General features: G+C 44.3%; 17 protein-coding genes (1 of these 17 running past the window's edge). 6 read left to right on the top strand and 11 right to left on the bottom strand.

The genetic code is table 11. The features are described 5' to 3' along the window. Positions 1-53 precede the first annotated feature (53 nt). Positions 54-1,106: an aldo/keto reductase gene (locus AABA11_RS08770; RefSeq protein ID WP_265730108.1), complete on the top strand. Its 1,053-nt coding sequence runs from the start codon at positions 54-56 to the stop codon at positions 1,104-1,106. Positions 1,107-1,248: 142 nt separating this feature from the next. On the opposite strand, the gene fusA is transcribed toward AABA11_RS08770, so the two are convergent. The 5 genes from fusA to AABA11_RS08745 form a co-directional block, all read right to left on the bottom strand. Continuing rightward, positions 1,249-3,339, bottom strand: a complete 2,091-nt coding sequence (gene fusA, locus AABA11_RS08765; RefSeq protein ID WP_265730107.1) for an elongation factor G — start codon at positions 3,337-3,339, stop codon at positions 1,249-1,251. 185 nt (positions 3,340-3,524) lie between these two features. After that, positions 3,525-4,694 (bottom strand): cation:proton antiporter domain-containing protein, encoded by a 1,170-nt coding sequence (locus AABA11_RS08760; protein ID WP_338267095.1) that lies wholly within the window; start codon positions 4,692-4,694, stop codon positions 3,525-3,527. A gap of 15 nt (positions 4,695-4,709) precedes the next feature. Next, on the bottom strand, positions 4,710-5,378 hold the full coding sequence (locus AABA11_RS08755) for a TIGR04211 family SH3 domain-containing protein (RefSeq protein ID WP_338267093.1): 669 nt from the start codon (positions 5,376-5,378) through the stop codon (positions 4,710-4,712). 123 nt (positions 5,379-5,501) lie between these two features. Continuing rightward, positions 5,502-5,978 carry a DUF934 domain-containing protein gene (locus AABA11_RS08750; protein WP_265730104.1) on the bottom strand — a complete coding sequence of 159 codons (477 nt, stop codon included), beginning with the start codon at positions 5,976-5,978 and terminating at the stop codon, positions 5,502-5,504. Next, complete coding sequence (locus AABA11_RS08745; protein WP_265730103.1) at positions 5,962-7,623, bottom strand: nitrite/sulfite reductase; 1,662 nt, start codon at positions 7,621-7,623, stop codon at positions 5,962-5,964. Before AABA11_RS08745 ends, AABA11_RS08750 begins: the two co-directional genes overlap by 17 nt. Positions 7,624-7,868: 245 nt before the next feature. On the opposite strand from AABA11_RS08745, the gene nfuA reads away from it, so the two are divergent. Continuing rightward, positions 7,869-8,450 (top strand): Fe-S biogenesis protein NfuA, encoded by a 582-nt coding sequence (nfuA, locus tag AABA11_RS08740; protein WP_265730102.1) that lies wholly within the window; start codon positions 7,869-7,871, stop codon positions 8,448-8,450. A gap of 75 nt (positions 8,451-8,525) precedes the next feature. Here nfuA and AABA11_RS08735 read toward each other — a convergent pair whose 3' ends face one another. Next, on the bottom strand, positions 8,526-9,602 hold the full coding sequence (locus tag AABA11_RS08735) for a 3-deoxy-7-phosphoheptulonate synthase (RefSeq protein WP_265730101.1): 1,077 nt from the start codon (positions 9,600-9,602) through the stop codon (positions 8,526-8,528). Between the two features lie 96 nt (positions 9,603-9,698). After that, the gene (locus AABA11_RS08730; protein ID WP_338267088.1) at positions 9,699-10,460 is read right to left on the bottom strand and encodes a sulfite exporter TauE/SafE family protein; all 762 of its coding nucleotides are present in this window, start codon (positions 10,458-10,460) and stop codon (positions 9,699-9,701) included. Positions 10,461-10,568: 108 nt separating this feature from the next. Between AABA11_RS08730 and cysB the strand changes: the two genes are divergently transcribed. After that, the gene (gene cysB, locus AABA11_RS08725; protein WP_338267086.1) at positions 10,569-11,543 is read left to right on the top strand and encodes an HTH-type transcriptional regulator CysB; all 975 of its coding nucleotides are present in this window, start codon (positions 10,569-10,571) and stop codon (positions 11,541-11,543) included. An 83-nt stretch (positions 11,544-11,626) separates the two neighbouring features. On the opposite strand, the gene wrbA is transcribed toward cysB, so the two are convergent. From wrbA to AABA11_RS08705, 4 genes are all read right to left on the bottom strand, one after another. Beyond that, entirely contained in the window at positions 11,627-12,229 is a 603-nt protein-coding gene (gene wrbA, locus AABA11_RS08720; RefSeq protein WP_338267083.1) for an NAD(P)H:quinone oxidoreductase, read from the bottom strand. Positions 12,230-12,253: 24 nt separating this feature from the next. Further along, a complete protein-coding gene (gene arsC, locus AABA11_RS08715; RefSeq protein WP_338267081.1) occupies positions 12,254-12,598 on the bottom strand; it encodes an arsenate reductase (glutaredoxin) in 345 nt (114 codons plus the stop codon). A gap of 71 nt (positions 12,599-12,669) precedes the next feature. Beyond that, positions 12,670-14,394 carry a proline--tRNA ligase gene (locus AABA11_RS08710; RefSeq protein WP_338267079.1) on the bottom strand — a complete coding sequence of 575 codons (1,725 nt, stop codon included), beginning with the start codon at positions 14,392-14,394 and terminating at the stop codon, positions 12,670-12,672. 48 nt (positions 14,395-14,442) lie between these two features. Next, positions 14,443-15,312 (bottom strand): SMP-30/gluconolactonase/LRE family protein, encoded by an 870-nt coding sequence (locus AABA11_RS08705; RefSeq protein ID WP_265730095.1) that lies wholly within the window; start codon positions 15,310-15,312, stop codon positions 14,443-14,445. Positions 15,313-15,397: 85 nt separating this feature from the next. On the opposite strand from AABA11_RS08705, the gene AABA11_RS08700 reads away from it, so the two are divergent. The 3 genes from AABA11_RS08700 to AABA11_RS08690 all read left to right on the top strand — a co-directional run. Beyond that, on the top strand, positions 15,398-15,841 hold the full coding sequence (locus tag AABA11_RS08700; RefSeq protein WP_265730094.1) for an HIT domain-containing protein: 444 nt from the start codon (positions 15,398-15,400) through the stop codon (positions 15,839-15,841). A 59-nt stretch (positions 15,842-15,900) separates the two neighbouring features. Next, the gene (locus AABA11_RS08695) at positions 15,901-17,541 is read left to right on the top strand and encodes a DUF2786 domain-containing protein (protein WP_338267076.1); all 1,641 of its coding nucleotides are present in this window, start codon (positions 15,901-15,903) and stop codon (positions 17,539-17,541) included. Positions 17,542-17,698: 157 nt separating this feature from the next. Further along, positions 17,699-19,101 carry the 5' portion of a fumarate hydratase gene (locus tag AABA11_RS08690; RefSeq protein WP_338267074.1) on the top strand. It continues 115 nt past the right edge of the window, so 1,403 of the gene's 1,518 nt are visible here — the first part of the coding sequence; the start codon lies at positions 17,699-17,701; its stop codon lies off the right edge, out of view.

The following is a 19,101-nucleotide window of genomic DNA, read 5'->3' as shown; positions in this document are numbered from 1 at the left end:
TTGGTTATTTTTCACATCTTGTATGTGCCGTTTGAATTTAAAAGGTTGATCTAATGAAATACGTACCACTTGGCCGTACCGGCTTAGAAGTTTCTCGAGTGTGTTTGGGTACCATGACGTGGGGCACTCAAAACAACCAAGCTGATGCTGATGTTCAAATTGAGTATGCTTTAGCGAATGGCGTGAACTTTATTGACACAGCGGAAATGTATTCCGTACCGCCAACACCTGAATCTTACGGCAAAACGGAGTCGATTATTGGAAATTGGCTTTCGCGTAATCCGTCTCGTCGTAAAGAGTTTATTTTAGCCACCAAGATTGCCGGGCCAGGTTTGCATTATGTGCGTGATGGCAGCAATATTTCTGGCAAAACGGTTATTGAGGCCGTGGATGCTTCTTTAAAGCGTCTTCAAACGGATTACATCGATTTATATCAATTGCATTGGCCTAATCGCACGACACCACATTTTGCCAAACATTTCCCGGGGGCGATTGGTTTTACTCACGTCGATCGTGATGAGCAATCGGCGCAAATGTTGGATATTCTGCAGGGGTTGGATGCGTGTATTAAGGCAGGTAAGATTCGTCATTTCGGGTTGTCTGACGATACTACGTGGGGTATTAACGAGTTTATTCGTTTAAGTGAAAAGCATAATTTGCCGCGTGTTGCCTCCATTCAAAATGAATTTAGTTTATTGCATGCGAAAGATTGGCCTTACTTGATTGAAAACTGTGTACATGAAGATGTAGCGTATTTGCCTTGGTCTCCATTGGCGGCGGGCGCATTGACGGGTAAATATCTTGGTGGTGCTCGACCAGAAGGCAGTCGTTGGACTTATGCGCAACGTAACGGCATTTTTCGCGATACGCCATTAGTTGATAAAGCGGTAAGTGCCTACCTAGAGGTAGCAAAGAAGCATGGTTTTACAGCGGCTCAATTGGCTTTGGCTTGGTGTGACCAGGTTGATGGTGTCAGTTCGACAATCATTGGTGCTACTTCTTTAGAGCAGCTTAAAGAGGATATGTCTGCATTTGATATGACTTTGTCAGAGGAAGCGTTAAAAGACATTATGGCAGTCTTTAAAGAGTATCCGGTTCCTTTTTAATCCAGATAAATAGAAGGCCTTTCATCTTTAAAAAAAGCGCTTAGGCGCTTTTTTTTGTAACGGCTATTTGGCTTCTTATAGGCAATAAAAAACCCGATACTTATGTATCGGGTTTTTTCAGATCAGAAAGAATAGGGAGAAATTAGTTCTTCTCTTTTTCTTTCTTCTCTTTAATTGCAGCGATAACAGTTTCAGCTACGTTAGATGGACATGGTAGGTAGTGAGAGAACTCCATAGAGAACTGACCACGACCAGATGTCATTGTACGTAGAGTACTGATGTAACCAAACATTTCAGATAGAGGAACGTCTGCTTTGATGCGAACACCAGTCAAACCTTTCTCTTGGTCTTTGATCATGCCGCGACGACGGTTAAGGTCACCGATAACATCACCAACATGGTCATCTGGAGTGAACACGTCAACTTTCATGATAGGTTCGATTAGCTGAGGGCCCGCTTTTGGAATTGACTGACGGAATGCGCCTTTAGCAGCGATTTCGAAGGCAATTGCAGAGGAGTCAACCGCGTGGAATCCACCGTCAAACAATTCAACTTCAACGTCTAATACTGGGAAGCCAGCTAGAACGCCTTGCTCCATCATAGACTTAAAGCCTTTTTCTACAGCAGGGAAGAATTCTTTTGGTACGTTACCACCAACAACAGTAGAAGTGAACTTGAAGCCAGAACCCACTTCACCTGGTTTGATGCGGTAGTCGATTTTACCGAACTGACCAGAACCACCAGATTGTTTCTTGTGAGTGTAAGTATCTTCAACTGCTTTAGTGATAGTCTCGCGGTAAGCAACCTGTGGTTGGCCAACGATTAGATCTACACCGTAAGTACGTTTCAAGATGTCTACTTTGATGTCTAGGTGAAGCTCACCCATACCTTTAAGGATGGTTTCGCCAGAATCTTGGTCAGTTTCAACACGGAATGTTGGATCTTCTGCCACCATTTTGCCGATCGCAATACCCATTTTCTCGTTACCGCCTTTGTCTTTAGGAGTAACAGAGATAGAGATTACAGGCTCAGGGAATACCATTGCTTCAAGAGTACAAGGGTGCTTAGGATCACAAAGAGTGTGACCAGTCTGAACGTTTTTCATGCCAACGATCGCGATGATATCACCAGCTTGCGCTGTGCTGATTTCTTTACGGTCGTCTGCTTGCATTTCTACCATGCGGCCTACACGTTCAGTTTTGCCCGTGAAGCTGTTTAGGATAGTGTCGCCTTTGTTCAATACGCCAGAGTATACGCGAACGAAAGTTAGGGCACCAAAACGGTCGTCCATGATTTTGAACGCAAGCGCTTTAAGTGGCTCATCAGCAGATACGATAGCTTTATCGCCTGTTGGGTTACCTTCTTCATCAGTAAGATCTTGAGGATCTACTTCTGTAGGGCTTGGTAGGTAATCTACAACGGCATCAAGAAGAAGCTGCATACCTTTGTTTTTGAATGCAGAACCACAGTACGTTGGGAAGAACGCTAGGTCACGAGTACCTTTACGGATACAACGTTTTAGATCGTCAACAGATGGCTCTTCGCCGTCCATGTACGCCATCATTAGGTCGTCATCTTGCTCAACCGCTGTTTCGATTAGCTTCTCGCGGTATTCTTCAACGATCTCTTCCATGTCAGCAGGTACGTCTTCGATGCTGTAGTTTTCTGGCTGGCCAGAATCATCCCAGATGTATGCTTTGCGAGACAATAGGTCAACAACACCGCAGAACTCATCTTCAGTACCGATTGGAAGTACCATGATAAGAGGAGTTGCACCTAGTACTTTTTGTACTTGTTCAGTAACGCGGTAAAAGCTTGCGCCTAGACGGTCAAGTTTGTTTACGAAGATCAAACGAGCAACTTCAGATTCGTTAGCATAACGCCAGTTAGTTTCTGATTGTGGTTCAACACCACCAGAACCACAGAATACACCAACGCCACCATCAAGAACTTTAAGAGAACGGTAAACTTCTACTGTGAAGTCAACGTGTCCAGGTGTGTCGATAACGTTAAAGCGGTGATCTTTCCAGAAACAACTAACAGCCGCAGACTGGATGGTAATACCACGCTCAGCTTCTTGTTCCATGAAGTCAGTAGTAGATTCACCCTCATGTACTTCACCGATTTTGTGGATCATACCGGTAAGTTTAAGAATACGTTCTGTTGTGGTTGTTTTGCCCGCGTCAACGTGAGCAAAAATACCGATGTTTCTGTATTTTGATAAGTCAGCCATTACATTACTCTAAATAAGTGAGGACGAAATTTGCGCGTTAGTATACAAGACTTTTTGCATTTGCAGTCAAGTATTTCGCGCTATTCTATTATAATTTATGTGTTCAAAGGAAGGGGAAAGCGAAAAGCATTTTATAAATGTGTATCAACCTAATAAAGTGAATTTGTGGTAAGCCAGTACGGAGGCTAATCACGCCTCAATTTATCTGAAATGGCAATCGGATTGGGGAAGTTTAAAATGACAATATATGTGGATAAGGCAAAGCTCAGAATGGCCGTTGCTTGAATGACATGAGAGGCTTCAGAGCCAATAAGGCCAATGTTTGCTGCTAGGTATGCAATCAGTAATGAGAACTCGCTCACTTGCCCTAAACGGAAGCCAACTTCCCAAGAGGTGCTGGCGTCTTCTTTTATGCCTTTGAGTAAGTAGCGAAAGACCACAGGCTTAATGAGCATTGAGCTAATTGCCAGAACTAAGGCTGGCAGAATCACTAACCCTAGTAGATTTAGGTTGAAGCTGGCACCGATGGAGAAAAAGAACAAGATAAGGAAAAAATCCCTCAGAGGTTTTAAATGCGTGGCGATGTATTGCGATATGGGGCTAGTCGCCAAGGCGACACCCGCAATAAATGCACCCATTTCAGCGGACAGCCCAGTGGTTTCAGCAAGTACGGCCATTGATAAGCACCAGCCTATAGAAGCCAAAAATATGTATTCGTGAAAACGGTCGAAGCGAGCGATAAGTTTTAATAAGACGTATTTTACAAATAAGAAAGCGCCAGCGATTACCAAAGGTAGGCCGATAATGGGTTTCAAATACGCTAAGGCGCCATTGTTGTCGTTGTCAGAAATGCTGTATAGAACAAGCAGTACAGCAATGGCGATTATGTCTTGCAAAAGCAATAAGCCTACAACCAGTTCCCCAGTGTGTTTGTGATGCAATACTGTTGTTGGTAATAGTTTGATGCAAACAATGGTGCTTGAAAACATCATGGCAATGCCAATGATGAGGCTTTCTGTATTGCTGTAACCGTAAGATAAGGCAATGATGTAGCCTAGCAGAGCAAAAACAGCTGAGCTGAGTAGGGCGATCCAAGACGCTTTTTTGAGCATATTTATTAGGTGGCTGGGTTGCATGTCCAGCCCTAGTAAAAACAACAGAAAAATGATGCCAATATGGCTCATTTCATCCATCAGCTTAGGTTCATTGATTAGCGATAATGCAGAAGGGCCAAATAAGATGCCTAGGGCTATATAAGCAATGATCATTGGTTGCCTAGTGTATAAAGCAACCGAAGCGACGACAGCGGCTCCAGCAAAGATGAGAAAAAAGGAGTGTACTATCGAAGCTTCCATTCAGTGCTCTCTATATTAAGACCAAGATCCAGTACCGGTTTTCTTACGTCTAAGCATTGGTGCTAGTATGCCCAATAATAACCCGCCAAATAAGGTTGATGCACCCAGCATAAACCATTTTTGTTGCGTTGTGTCTTGTAGCTCTTCTGACTTCGCTACTGCAGCCGCTGCTTGTTGTTTAAGGCTTTCTATTTGATATCCGGCATCGTCATTTTGCGAAACAATGGCTTGGGCTTTTTCAGAAAGTTCAGCGGCATTCTGAAGTTTCAGTTTGAGTTGCTGGTTTTCATTTTGAAGGTTGGTGTTGATGTTGTTCAGGCTTTGTATTTTTTGCTGGCTGAGATTGAGAGCATTGGCGATTTCAGTTCGAGTTTCGTTGCTTTTATTCAGCCGAGTCTGCAGTGCGTCTAATTGATCCCTGCTAACCATGTCTTCGCTAAGGAAGTAATCAGCCACCCAGCCTTCGTTTCCTGAGGGAGTTCGAACCTTTGTGTAGCCTTCACTTTGTTCAAGAACTTCCAAAGGGGTGCCGCTTTTTAGACCGCGTTCTACCGCTCTTGTGCTGTTGTCTAGACCTTCTCGAATAGCAACAAATTGAATGTCAGAAATATACACTGTTGCAGAATGCACAGTGGCCGAAAGTAGTGAGCCAACAATTAGGCCAGTAATACGCTTCTTAGACACGTTAAGTTCCTTTAACAATCAATCACTTTATCTTTTTTATACGATAATCATGAGCGGAGTATTACGCAATAGAAAAGGCCATCGTAATGGCCTTTTATCGTGATTATATTGAAAATGTTTTGTCTAGCGACGTAAGAATAACGGTCTAGGGTCTGCAACGTCACCTTGATAAGCGACTGAAAAGGGCTTATGCAGTGCCAGTGCCTTTTCAAGATCAACGTCTTCGTTGAATTGGAAACTGTTAAATCCAACACGCAAAAGGTAGCCTAATTGATCTGGGATAAAATTGCCCAGTGCTCTTATGTCACCTTTAAAGTTGAGGCGTTCTCTTAAAAGTCGAGCGTAGCTGAAGCCTCGGCCATCGGTAAATGCCGGAAAGTGGACGCCAATGACTTCGAACTGATTAAGGTCTACGTCGTTCAAAAATTCAACGCCATCGCCAGCTTCCAACCAAATGCCAGCAATATGGCCAATGTTGTCTTTTTCAGCAAGCCATTTTTGAGCGGCAACAATGCTACTGGCCGTAACTTCTTGGTCTGCGTCTTGTAACCATTGGTTATTGTTGTCGATGATCTCGCCGTTTTTAATTAGCTTTGGCATAAGCGGCCTCTTTAAATGGTGTGATGCCAACGCGGCGATAAGTGTCGATGAAGCGTTCTTCTTCTGAACGGTTTTCAACATAAACGTTCATAAGTTTTTGAATGACACTGCTAATTTCTTCTTGAGCAAACGATGGGCCAAGGATCTTGCCGATGCTTGCGTCGTGACCAGAAGCGCCACCAATGGAAATTTGGTAGAACTCTTCACCTTTTTTATCGACACCTAAAATACCGATGTTGCCTACATGGTGATGACCGCAGGCATTCATGCAGCCAGAAATATTCAAGTCGATATTCCCTAAGTCGTATAGGTAATCAAGATCGTTGAACGTTTCTTGGATTTGTGCGGCGATAGGGATGGATTTGGCGTTAGCCAGTGCACAGAAGTCTCCGCCAGGGCAGCAAATCATGTCCGTTAGTAAGCCTAGCGTTGGTGTTGCGAAACCCGCTTCTTTTGCTGCTTCCCAAAGATCGACCAGTTGTTCTTGTCGTACGTCGGCAAGCACAAGGTTCTGCTCGTGACTAACACGCAATTCGCCAAAACTGTATTTGTCGGCAAGGTCTGCGGCTTTGTGCATTTGTTCTGCTGTTGCGTCACCAGGTGCTTGGCCTGCTTTTTTCAGTGTCAATGTGACGATGCGGTAACCTGCTTTTTTGTGCTCAAACGTATTGCGTTCGAACCAGCGAGCAAAGCCTGCGCTGTCTGCTAGTTTGCTTGTTAAGCTGGCAGGGTTGTTGTCTAGCGCTTCGTAGCTTGGCTCACTAAAGAAGCCTTGTAAGCGTTCGAACTCACTCATTGGTACGGTGCTTTCTTTGCCGCGTAGGTGGGCCCATTCAGCGTCAACGCGAGAGCGAAACTCTTCAATACCAAGTGCTTTTACCAATATTTTGATACGTGCTTTGTACTTGTTGTCACGACGACCTTGTTGGTTGTAAACACGAATAATGGCATCTAAATAGGTAAGTAGATCAGCGCGTGGAATAAATTCGCTGATGGTTACACCAACCATTGGAGTACGGCCAAGACCACCACCGACGATAACTTTAAAACCAACTTCACCGGCTTCGTTTTTCTTGATATGAAGGCCGATGTCATGAACTTGTGTTGCAGCGCGATCCGCAGATTCTGTTGCGTTCACTGCAATCTTAAATTTACGAGGCAAAAATGCGAATTCAGGGTGGAAAGTAGACCATTGACGAATCAACTCGCAGTATGGGCGTGGGTCTACGATTTCATCAGAGATAACGCCAGCGTACTGGTCGGTTGTTGTATTACGAATGCAATTTCCGCTTGTCTGAACGGCGTGCATTTGTACTTCAGCAAGTTCCGCCAAGATATCTGGCACGTCTTCAAGTTTAGGCCAGTTAAGCTGTAAGTTTTGACGAGTACTAAAGTGACCGTACGAGCGGTCATAGCGGCAGCTGATGTCTGCTAATTTACGCAGTTGAGTGCTCGATAGCATGCCGTATGGAATGGCAATACGTAGCATAGGTGCATAGCGCTGAACATAAAGGCCGTTTTGTAAGCGTAAAGGCAAGAATTCTTGCTCGCTTAGTTCTTTATTTAGGTAACGGCGTGTTTGATCGCGAAATTGTGCTACACGTTCTTCAACAAGCTGTTGGTCAATGGCGTCGTATTGATACATAGTAGGATGAACCATGGTTAATAAATTTTAGTGAAAGCATATTAGCAAATATCCTTTATTCTAAAAATGAATATTTATCTATATCTTTAGGGGTTTTCCTAATAAGGCTTATTTGAAAATATTTTTCTCCATGAAAAATAGATAAAGGAAAAATACCCTACTTTTTTACTTGGTCTTTGGCTTTGTGGATTATCTGCTGTAATATAGCCCCCATTGATCGTTGTATAGATTTAGAAAGGGTTATTATGAATATTACAATTACGGATGGTGCCCAAGAATATCTTTCTTCTTTACTTGAGAAGCAAGGAGTAGAAGGTATTGCTGTGCGAATTTTTATCCAGCAGCCAGGCACACCATATGCCGAAACATGCCTTGCCTACTGTCGTCCTGATGAAGTAAATGAGACGGACGAGATTTTGAATTTGCCGAAACTGAAAGTCTATATCGAAAAAAATTCGGTGAATTTTCTGGATGAGGCATTTGTTGACTACGCCACTGAGAAAATGGGCGGTCAGCTAACGATTAAAGCACCTAACGCTAAGATGCCAAAAGTGACTGCAGATAGCCCAATTGAAGATCAGATTAACTATGTGCTCTATTCTGATATCAACCCAGGTTTGGCGGCTCATGGTGGTGAAGTCAGCTTGTTGGAAGTTGTTGATGGTACGGTTGCCGTATTGAAATTCGGTGGCGGTTGCCAAGGTTGTAGTGCGGTTGATTTGACTCTAAAAGAAGGGGTTGAGAAAACCTTGATTGAAAAAGTACCGGCGCTGACGGCGGTTAAAGATTCTACAGATCACAGTGTTACGGATAATGCTTTTATGTAAGTGTTGTTTGATGATGAAAAAAGGGGCGCCAGTACTGGCGCCCCTTTTTTGTGTGTGGATGTTCTCTAGAGAGTGTTATCCACGTTGGCGTTTAGGCAATACATCACGTAGAGCGTTGGCCATGTCTGTCAGTGCTTTTTCAGTGGTGTCCCAGTCGATACAGGCGTCTGTAATAGATACGCCGTATTCAAGGTCGTTTAAATTGGCAGGCACTTTTTGATTGCCCCAGCCAATATTACTTTCAATCATCAATCCCATGATGGACTGGTTGCCATTAATGATTTGTTGGGTTGAATCTTCTACTACATTGACTTGACGCTCTGGTTTTTTGTTCGAGTTTTCGTGAGAGCAGTCAACCATGATGTTGTGTTTCAATTTTGCCGCGGTTAATGCTTCTTCGCTTAAAGCGATGTTTTTGGCGTCATAATTTGGTTGGCCATTACCGCCACGAAGGACAAGGTGTCCGTAAGCATTTCCTTTGGTGTTAACAATGCTAACTTCACCACTTTCATTAATACCTAAGAATGAGTGTGAGTGCGATACAGATTGCATGGCATTAACAGCCACGGTTAATCCGCCGTCGGTGCCGTTTTTAAATCCTACTGGACCAGAAAGGCCAGATGCCATTTCACGGTGAGTTTGTGATTCCGTGGTGCGTGCGCCAATGGCAGACCAGCTAATTAGATCTTGAATATACTGCGGAGAAATTGGGTCCAAAGCTTCTGTTGCTAACGGAAGTCCAAGTTCTGCAAGGTCGATCAATAATTTACGACCTATGCGAATGCCTTTGTCTATATCAAAGGTGCCATCTAAATTTGGATCATTGATCAGGCCTTTCCAGCCTACTGTAGTACGAGGCTTCTCAAAATAGGCGCGCATGATGATATACAATGTGTCGTCTAGCTTTTCAGCTAATGTTTTTAAACGTGCAGCATAATCTAAAGCGGCTTTAGGGTCATGAATGGAGCATGGGCCTATGACGATAGCAAGACGGTGATCTTTGCCATCCATGATGTTCTTAATGATGTCGCGAGATTCAGCAACATGGCTGCTGACGTGGTCACTTACGGGCAGCTCTTTTTTTAATTGGCTCGGTGTTACCAAAGAGGTAAAAGAGGCAATATTTAGGTCTTCAAGACGTTTGTTACTCATTGCGGGGTTTCCTGCTTTTTTGCTTTTAGTTATAGCCGCTTACAATATCGTGTTTTCTCATCTGAATGAACCGCTGAGCCGTCATTTTTTCATTTTTTAAAAGAAAAGATATTTCACGCCAAATGAGAGCAGTGCGGTTGCTAGTACGGGTTGTAAAACATGATTAGGGACATGGCTTGCGATTCGCGTCCCAACATAGATTGTGGGGATCGAGCCGATCAATAAGGCGGCAAGTAGTGTGTAATCTACGTTACCTAAAAATAGGTGTCCTATGCCTGCAACCAGTGTTAGAGGGACGGCATGAGCGAGGTCTGTTCCTACGATGTTTTTTGCTCTCATGACAGGAAACAAAATCATCATAATAGCGGTGCCTAATGCACCAGCGCCAACGGATGTCAGGGTAACAAGCGTGCCTAAAACGAAGCCGCAAACAAATATTATACGAGTGCTTTTGTCTTCAGAGATTGAGAAATTAAGTGCTTTTGTTAACCGTGTTCGAAACAGAATGACAATGGCGGTCAGTACAAGCATGACACCCAAGGTGCTGGTTAGAATTTCTTGGTAATGATCAGGCTTTTCAAATTGTGATAACGCCCAAACAGTAATAAATGATGCGGGTAGGCTTCCCGCAGCCATCGCGAAAACGATGCGCCAATTTACATGCCCACGTTTGGCATGCATGACCACACCGGTACTTTTTGCAATTCCCGCGTACATCAAATCCGTACCAATTGCGATGTGCGGTGGGAAGCCAAATATTAATAGAAGAGGGGTCATTAGGGAGCCACCTCCAACACCTGTTATCCCTACTGCCAAACCCACTGCTGCGCCAGTAAAAATGTACCAAAGAAAATCCATCGAAAAGCCATATAAAAGTGATTTAAGCTGGCAACACTAGAGGTTTTTTACTATTCTATAAAGTAATATTTTCTTATGTTTTTAACTCTTTTTCGAATAAGGCAGGCGATGAAGTTACAGCAGCTTAGGTATATATGGGAAGTGGCGCGTCATGACTTAAATGTTTCAGCCACGGCGCAAAGCTTGTATACGTCACAACCAGGCGTGAGTAAACAGATTCGTCTTTTGGAAGATGAGTTGGGTGTTGAGGTGTTTGCCCGAAGTGGAAAGCATCTAACTCACGTCACTCCTGCCGGTGAGAAGATCATCGCATTAGCGGGAGAGGTGCTGAATCAAACGCAAAACATCAAACGTGTAGCCAAAGAATTTAGTGATGAGCGTAAAGGTTCTTTGGATATTGCCACGACGCATACGCAAGCTCGTTATGCGTTGCCTAAGGTGATTAATCAATTCATTGATGGTTACCCTGAAGTGAGTTTGCACATGCACCAAGGTACACCCATGCAAATTGCTGAAATGGCGAATGATGGCGTGGTTGACTTTGCGATTGCAACGGAAGCGCTGGAATTGTTTGGGAATTTGGTGATGTTGCCATGCTACACATGGAATCGTTCTGTTGTTGTTCCAAAAGATCATCCTCTAGCCAGTATTGGCAAGTTAACTTTGCAGGCGTTGGCTGAATACCCGATTGTCACTTATGTATTTGGTTTTACTGGTCGTTCGCAGCTTGATCAGGCCTTTCAGGAGGCGGAGTTGCAGCCTAATGTTGTGTTTACGGCCGCCGATTCCGATGTGATAAAAACGTATGTAAGGTTGGGGCTTGGGGTTGGGATTGTTGCGTCGATGGCTCATGATGAAATGCAAGATGCAGATTTGGTTGCGTTAGATGCATCCCACCTCTTTGCGGACAGTTGCACAAAAATCGGCATTCGTAGTAATACGTTTATTCGCGGTTACATGTATAAGTTTATTGAATCGTTTGCTCCGCATCTCACAAAAGAGGTTGTGATGGCTGCAATGGAGGCTGGTAATCGACAAGATGTTGAGCTGTTGTTCAAAGATGTTGTGCTTCCTCGCCACTGATTGTGCTTGTTAGGCGCTATTAAAGCCGCAGCCTGTTTAGATGCTGCGGCTTTTTTGTCTCTAAAACGGATCAAATAAGTGAGTTATTTTTTTAACTTTAACGCGGTTTCTGCAAGGCGTTTACCTTGAGCTTCGCAAAGTACTTTTTCATCGCTGGTTAAGGATATTTCATAAGTGCTGTTGGCTAAATGACTTGCACCATATGGTGTGCCGCCTGATTGCGTGCTGATGAGTTCTTTGTTTTTATAAGGCAGACCAAGCCAGAGCATTCCATGGTGAAGGAGTGGCGTCATCATACTGTGAATACATTGCTCTTGACCTCCGTGCATAGTGCTGGCGCTGGTAAAACCGCAGGCGGGTTTGTCTATCAGTTGCCCCGTCATCCAAAGCGTCGATGTTTGGTCTATAAAGTGTTTTAGTGGTGCTGCCATGCTTCCGAAATACGATGGGGAGCCAATGGCTAAGCCTGAGCATCCGGCCAATTCTTCTAGAGTGCAATAGGGGGAGCCGTTTTCAGGTAGCGCTGGTGAGGCCATTTTGGTTGTGTCGGACACGTCTGGCACTTGTCTTATCATTGCTTCCATGCCGTTCACTTTATTGATTCCACGCGCAATATGCTTCGCCATTTCGGATACTGATCCGTGTCGACTGTAAAATAAAACCAATACATAAGGTGACTGAGTCATTAAGAGGCTCCTATTCAGTAGTGCTTATTTAAATAAAGTCAGAACGGCTTCCGGTGGGCGGCCAACTTTTGCTTTATTGTTGTGTATGACTATGGGGCGCTCTATTAATATTGGGTTTGTGTGCATGGCCTGAAGACGTTCTTCGTCAGTGGAGTCCTTGTTTAATCCAAGCTCTTTATAAATGGCTTCTTTTGTTCTCATGAGCTCAACGGGGGTTATCGCCAGTTGCTCAAGTAACGTTTTTATTTCCTCGATGCTTGGTGTGTTTTGAAGGTATAGGCGAACTTCTGGGTGAATGCCGTTTTCTTCTAGAAGTTGCAGTGTTTGGCGGGATTTTGAGCAGCGAGGGTTGTGGAAGATTGTGGTCATTTGGGTTCCTTTTTTTGCCAGTAAAAAGCCTAACGAAAAGGATGTTTTCGTTAGGCTTAGGCGTGAAAGTGTTACTTCTTATTTAGAATGAAATCAATTGCGTCAGCAATAGCGATATCTTCGTTCTCTCCGGCTTTGCGGTGTTTGTATTCTAAAGTGCCTTTTTCTAGGCCTTTGTCACCTACAACTAAGCGGTGTGGTATGCCAAGTAGTTCACAATCTGCAAATTTAACGCCTGGGCGCTCTTTGCGGTCGTCTAGCAATACATCCAAGCCTTTTGCTTTTAGTTCTGCGTACAGACGATCGCACTCATTGCGCACGGCTTCAGATTTATCGTAGTTCATTGCGACGATTGCGATGTCGAATGGGGCGATGCTTTCCGGCCACAAAATGCCTTTTTCATCAAAGTTTTGTTCAATAGCGGCGGCAACAATGCGTGACACTCCGATTCCGTAGCAGCCCATGTGCATAACTTGTGCCTTACCGTTTTCATCTAGAACAGTGGCTTTAAGTGCTTCGGCGTATTGCTGGCCAAGTTGGAAAATGTGACCGACTTCGATACCGCGTTTGATGACGATGGTGCCTTGTCCGTCTGGAGATGGGTCGCCTTCAACCACGTTGCGGATGTCGGCAATTTCAAGGGCTGCGCAATCACGCTCCCAGTTAAGGCCGGTGTAGTGGTAGTCGTCTTTGTTTGCGCCAGCACAAAAGTCAGACATAACGGCAGCTGAGCGGTCGGCAATAACGCGAATGCCTTTTTCTGCTAAGCCTTTAGGGCCGATAGATCCTGGGGCACAACCAATTTGCGCAACAATGTCGGCTTCATCGGCAAACTCGAATGGCGACACGACACCAGAAAGTTTTTCGACTTTGATTTCGTTGATGTTGTGATCGCCGCGAAGAACAAGCGCTACGATGGTAGGTTGTTCGTTTTCATCCAACGCTTTTACTAGCATGGTTTTTACAGTGCTGGTGACGTCCAGTTTTAAAAACTCGGCGACTTTTGCAATGGTTTTGCAGTCAGGCGTAAAGACTTCAGCGATGTCTTGGGTGGGTGCGTCAGCTTTTTCTTTCAGGCAAACCGCTTCTGCTAGCTCAATGTTGGCAGCAAAATCAGAAGAGTCACTAAAGGCAATATCGTCTTCACCGGAGTCGGCTAGCACATGAAACTCATGTGAATAGGCACCGCCAATGCTTCCTGTGTCTGCGCGTACTGGGCGGTAGTCCAGCCCAATGCGGTCGAAAACATTGCAATAAGCCTGATGCATCACATCGTATGTTTCTTGCAATGATTCGGCGCCAACGTGAAATGAATAAGCGTCTTTCATGCAAAATTCACGTGAACGCATTACGCCAAAGCGAGGGCGGACTTCGTCGCGGAATTTGGTTTGGATTTGGAAGAAGTTCATTGGCAGCTGTTTATAGCTGGTCAATTCGTTGCGTGCTAGATCGGTAATAACTTCTTCGTGGGTTGGGCCGAGGCAGTAGTCGCGTCCGTGGCGGTCTTGGAGGCGTAATAATTCTGGGCCGTATTTCTGCCAGCGTCCTGTTTCTTGCCATAATTCTGCGGGTTGTACGCCGGGCATGATGACTTCAAGGGAGCCGGCTTTTTCCATTTCGTCACGAACAATGTTTTCTACCTTGCGGAAAACTTTGAGTCCTGTTGGTAGCCAGGTGTATAGGCCTTTTGATATCTGACGGATCATGCCTGCCCGAACCATTAATTGATGGCTGGTTACGACGGCATCGGTTGGTGCGTCACGTAGGGTAGAAAATAAATAGTTGCTTGCGCGCATAATAATGTCTGTTTCTTTAAAGTAAGTTAAATTGCGAAAAATACGATTTTAGCCTGCGAAACGGTGTTCGATCTGGCCTTTTACATTTGTTTCAAGGGCGAATATACCGCCAGCTTGAGGGAATTTTTCCAGTTCTTCTGCTGTTTGGGCGCCACGACAAGTGCTGATATAAAGTGTTTTCATCTCAGGTCCGCCGAAGGCAACCATGGTGGGGTAGGTCGCAGGAATTGGGAACTCTTCGAGAATGTCACCTTTAGGGCTGATTTTTACTACTCGCTGCCCTTGATAAAGAGCGGACCAGTAATTTCCTTCGCTGTCTACTGCCGCACCATCAGGTCGGCCATTTCCATGAGGAAACTGAATGAAAACACGTTTGTTGCTTGCTTCGCCATTTTCAATATTGTAGTCAAACTGATACACCACATGGTTTGGTGTGTCAGAGTAGTACATGATTGTGTTGTCGGGAGAGAAGGCTAAACCATTTGATGTCCAAGCAGCTTGATCTAAAAGGGACTCGTGCCCTTTGCTAAATTGATGTAGTGCACCTTTGAACGCGTCTTTTGGAGAGTACATTGTGCCCGCTAAAAAGCGTCCTTTTGCATCGCATCGCCCATCATTAAATCGCGTGGTTTTTTGATCGTATGTTGCCAGCCAATAGGGCTTTAATTCCGCGTTAATGTTGTCAAATGTATAAACGCCTGAGCGGAATGCAGCGATAAAACCGCCGTTTTTATCAAGAGAAAAACAACCAATCTCTTCATCAAATGTTCGGCTTGTTAGGTTTTTTGATTTTGTATCATAAGCATATAGAATGAAGGAATCTATATCGACAAAATAGAGCGTTTGAGTACGTTCGTCCCAACGAGGACATTCGGCTAATTTTGCTTGTGCGTCTAAAGCACATTGCACATCAGTCATGCGAGCTCCAAGTCTCTGAGAGTTTTTAGAAATAGGGTGCTATAGTGCTTATGAAAGCCTTTCTTGTAAATAGGAATATGTAAAGATGTTTGAGTTAAATCCTGTGTTAAGTCGTGATTCTATCTTAGTCGGGCACTTCTCTTTGTGTCAGTTACGCTTAATTAATGATGCCAATTTTCCTTGGTTTATTTTAGTGCCTCAGCGCAATGATATTTCTGAGATCTATCAGCTTGTTGAAGAAGACCGTTTGCAATTACTGGCAGAAAGTTGCCTGCTGGCAGAGGTTCTGCATGACGCATTTTCTGCCACCAAGCTAAATATTGCCGCTTTGGGTAATCAGGTTCCTCAGTTACATCTTCATCATATTGTTCGCTATAAGACTGATCTGTGTTGGCCGGGGCCTATTTGGGGAAAGGTGGATGCGATTTCTTACAAAGACGAAGAGTTGGCTGAAATTTTGCAAAAGGTTCAATCATTACTAAGTGATGACTTGAGACTGCCGGGCGGAGATGCCGATCTTTATTACTAAAGTTGGATGGGGGCGGGGTTTCTATAGATGACGTTTAGCCAACACGGAAAGCATGTTTTATGAGCATACGCAAAAGAAAAAAGGCCATACATAAAGTGGTTAAGTTGTTAAATTTAGCGACTTCTTCTAATGCCAGTGAATCGACGATGGCTCTTCGCCATGCAGAAACGCTGATTAGGCAATATGAGATAGCTCAACGAGAGTTACCAATTTTGCAGTTGTGCGATCGTTCGATGCTTTACCGAGTGAGTTGGGGTGGTGCCGCGCCGCGTTTTCTGAAAGAAACCTTGGTTAAGTCGTCATCTGATACATCTGTTTATCAGCGCCGATTTAGTGAGAAGGGTTACGATGCGGACAGAGCTTATGAGTCTGTACGAACAATTTTGGATGATATGGAGCTTGGCGGCTTTGATGGCTCTGATAGGATAGTCGAGGAAGAGAGTGTTGGTCACTCGGTTGACTGTGGTGTATCTGAATCTGAAGTTGGAACTTTAAACGATGATGGTGTTGATGAGAGTGATATGGCAGCTGAAAATATAACTAATAGTGATAACGTTGAGGTTGGTGTTTCACCTGAGCAGGAGTTTGACAATGTTACAAGTTACTCTTCGAACGATAATGTTATTAATGCTGCTCAAGCATTTCGTCCGGTTGGCCAAGGCTTTGCTGAAACGTTAAAAACTCAGTATGCGACAAGTGATCCAAATGTGCCGTTTTCGGACGATCAGTATTGGTCAGGTGTATATGACAAGTTGGCTGATTTTGATGAGGTGAAAGCGCAAGCTGAAATTGAAGCGCTGGATAAGCAACTTTCTTTAGCTCAAGAGAGTTTGCTTTTGAAAAAACAGAAGCGTCATGAGCAAGAGCAAGCGGAGGTGCTTGAGCGCGCCGAGCGTGCTCGTATCGAGCAAAGCTTTGAAGAGGCCATAGAGAGAGCGTTTCTAGCAAGGGCCAAGTCTTATGAGGCGTGGGAAGATGGATGTACTAAAGTGCGTATTGCTCGACTGCGAGATGAGCAAGAAGCAGTTCAAGGCTACGATGCTGTTAGTCACGCACTAACAAGTAGTAAGGAATCTCTAAAACAACATCTTCAAAGAAAAGAGGATTATAGAGCCGCCAAGATAATGCATGAGTTGCGTCGTCATCTTGTGCTTGCTGTGTCTGTTGGCGTAGAGGCGACAGGCTCTTATGAAAAAGTCATCGAGATCATGGAAGAAAATGGTCTTTCGCTCAAGGATTTGGAGTTCTCAGACATTAAGAATAAAAGTTTGTTTATTCGCTTGCTGGAGCGTGAGTCTGCGCTTATTTCGGATGTTCATGAGCGTGAGACACACACGGAAGAGATGTTGGATAAATTTCTTACGTCCAGTCAGGTCAAAAAAGAAACACGCGCGTCTGAAAATCCTATCCAGCATATTCAGCGACTATTGGTTGCGGCGAGTGAGGGTGGCCAATTTGAAACGCAGAAAAACCTAGAGCAAGTTATTTATTTGATGGAAACCAACGGTGTTGGGGTAAGGGATATAGGCTATGGGTTTATCAAAAAATATTCGGTTTTTATCCGTTTGATTAATTGGGAAGCTGAGCGAATTGCGTCACTGCCAGATCGCGAAAAGTTTACAGCGCAAATTCTCGAAGAGTACATTCAGCACTCTGTTCAAAAACCTAAATCAGATCGAGAGCAAAAAGCAAATCGTTAAGTTTTTTCGGTCGAAAATTTTTCCTTTGTATGCCCTTTATTCATTAAATTGATGAAGGGTATATTTCTTTAAAAGTCGCCATAATGCTTTCTTTGCGGGGCAGCATCTTTTACCATTTCATTTTCGACTCAATCGTAATACTCGGCAGGAGAGAAGCATGAGCATTATTAAAGAAGATGATCTGATTGATAGCGTGGCAGACGCACTACAGTTTATCTCTTATTACCACCCTTTAGACTTTGTAAAAGCGGTGCATGAAGCCTACGAACGTGAGGAAAGTAAAGCTGCGAAAGACTCGATGGCTCAAATTCTTATCAACTCACGTATGTGTGCGGAAGGTAAGCGTCCGATTTGTCAAGATACAGGTATCGTTACTGTGTTTGTTAAAATCGGCATGAATGTTCAGTGGCAAGGTACGCAAAGTGTTACTGATATGATTAATGAAGGTGTTCGTCGCGCTTATCTTCACCCTGACAATGTATTGCGTGCTTCTATTCTTGCTGATCCTGCTGGCGCTCGTAAAAATACTAAGGATAACACGCCTGCTGTTATTCATATGGAAGTAGTGCCTGGCGATACTGTTGAAGTGCATGTCGCGGCTAAGGGTGGTGGCTCAGAAAATAAATCCAAACTGGCCATGCTAAACCCTTCTGATGATATCGTTGAGTGGGTTAAGAAAACGGTTCCTACTATGGGAGCTGGCTGGTGTCCTCCAGGTATGCTGGGTATAGGTATTGGTGGTACGGCAGAGAAAGCCATGGTTATGGCGAAAGAATCTCTGATGGAGCCAATCGATATTCATGAATTAAAAGAGCGTGGCCCTCAAACGCGTGTTGAAGAGCTTCGACTTGCTATTTTTGATGCCGTAAATAACTTGGGTATTGGTGCTCAAGGGCTTGGTGGCTTGACGACCGTGCTTGATGTGAAAATTATGGATTACCCAACGCACGCAGCATCTTTGCCTGTGGCAATGATCCCTAACTGTGCGGCTACACGTCATGCGCATTTTGTGCTTGATGGTTCTGGTCCAGCTGACTTGGTGCCACCATCACTTGATGATTGGCCAGAAATCACTTGGGAAGTAGGTGAGAGTGTTCGTCGTGTTGATTTGAATACAATTACCCCAGAGCAAGTGAAAGAGTGGAAACCGGGTGAGACTATTTTGCTAAATGGTAAAATGTTAACTGGTCGTGATGCTGCTCATAAAAAAATGGTCGAAATGATGGCGAATGGTGAAGAGCTTCCTGTTGATTTGAAAGGACGCTTTATTTACTACGTAGGGCCTGTTGATCCGGTAAGAGATGAAGCGGTTGGTCCTGCAGGTCCTACAACAGCAACTCGAATGGATAAATTTACCCGAACAATTCTAGATAAGACTGGTCTTCTTGGTATGATCGGTAAGTCTGAGCGTGGTCCTGTTGCTATTGAGGCGATTAAAGAATTCGGTGCTGTTTATTTAATGGCAGTTGGTGGCGCCGCTTACCTCGTTTCGAAAGCGATCAAAAAAGCGGATGTTATTGCTTTTCCAGAGTTGGGTATGGAGGCTATCTATGAATTTGA

This window comes from Marinomonas pontica, assembly GCF_036322735.1.
GTDB classification, from domain to species: Bacteria; Pseudomonadota; Gammaproteobacteria; order Pseudomonadales; family Marinomonadaceae; genus Marinomonas; species Marinomonas pontica.
The sequence above is the reverse complement of the archived record's forward strand: the minus strand, read 5'-3'. Positions and strand labels throughout refer to the sequence as shown.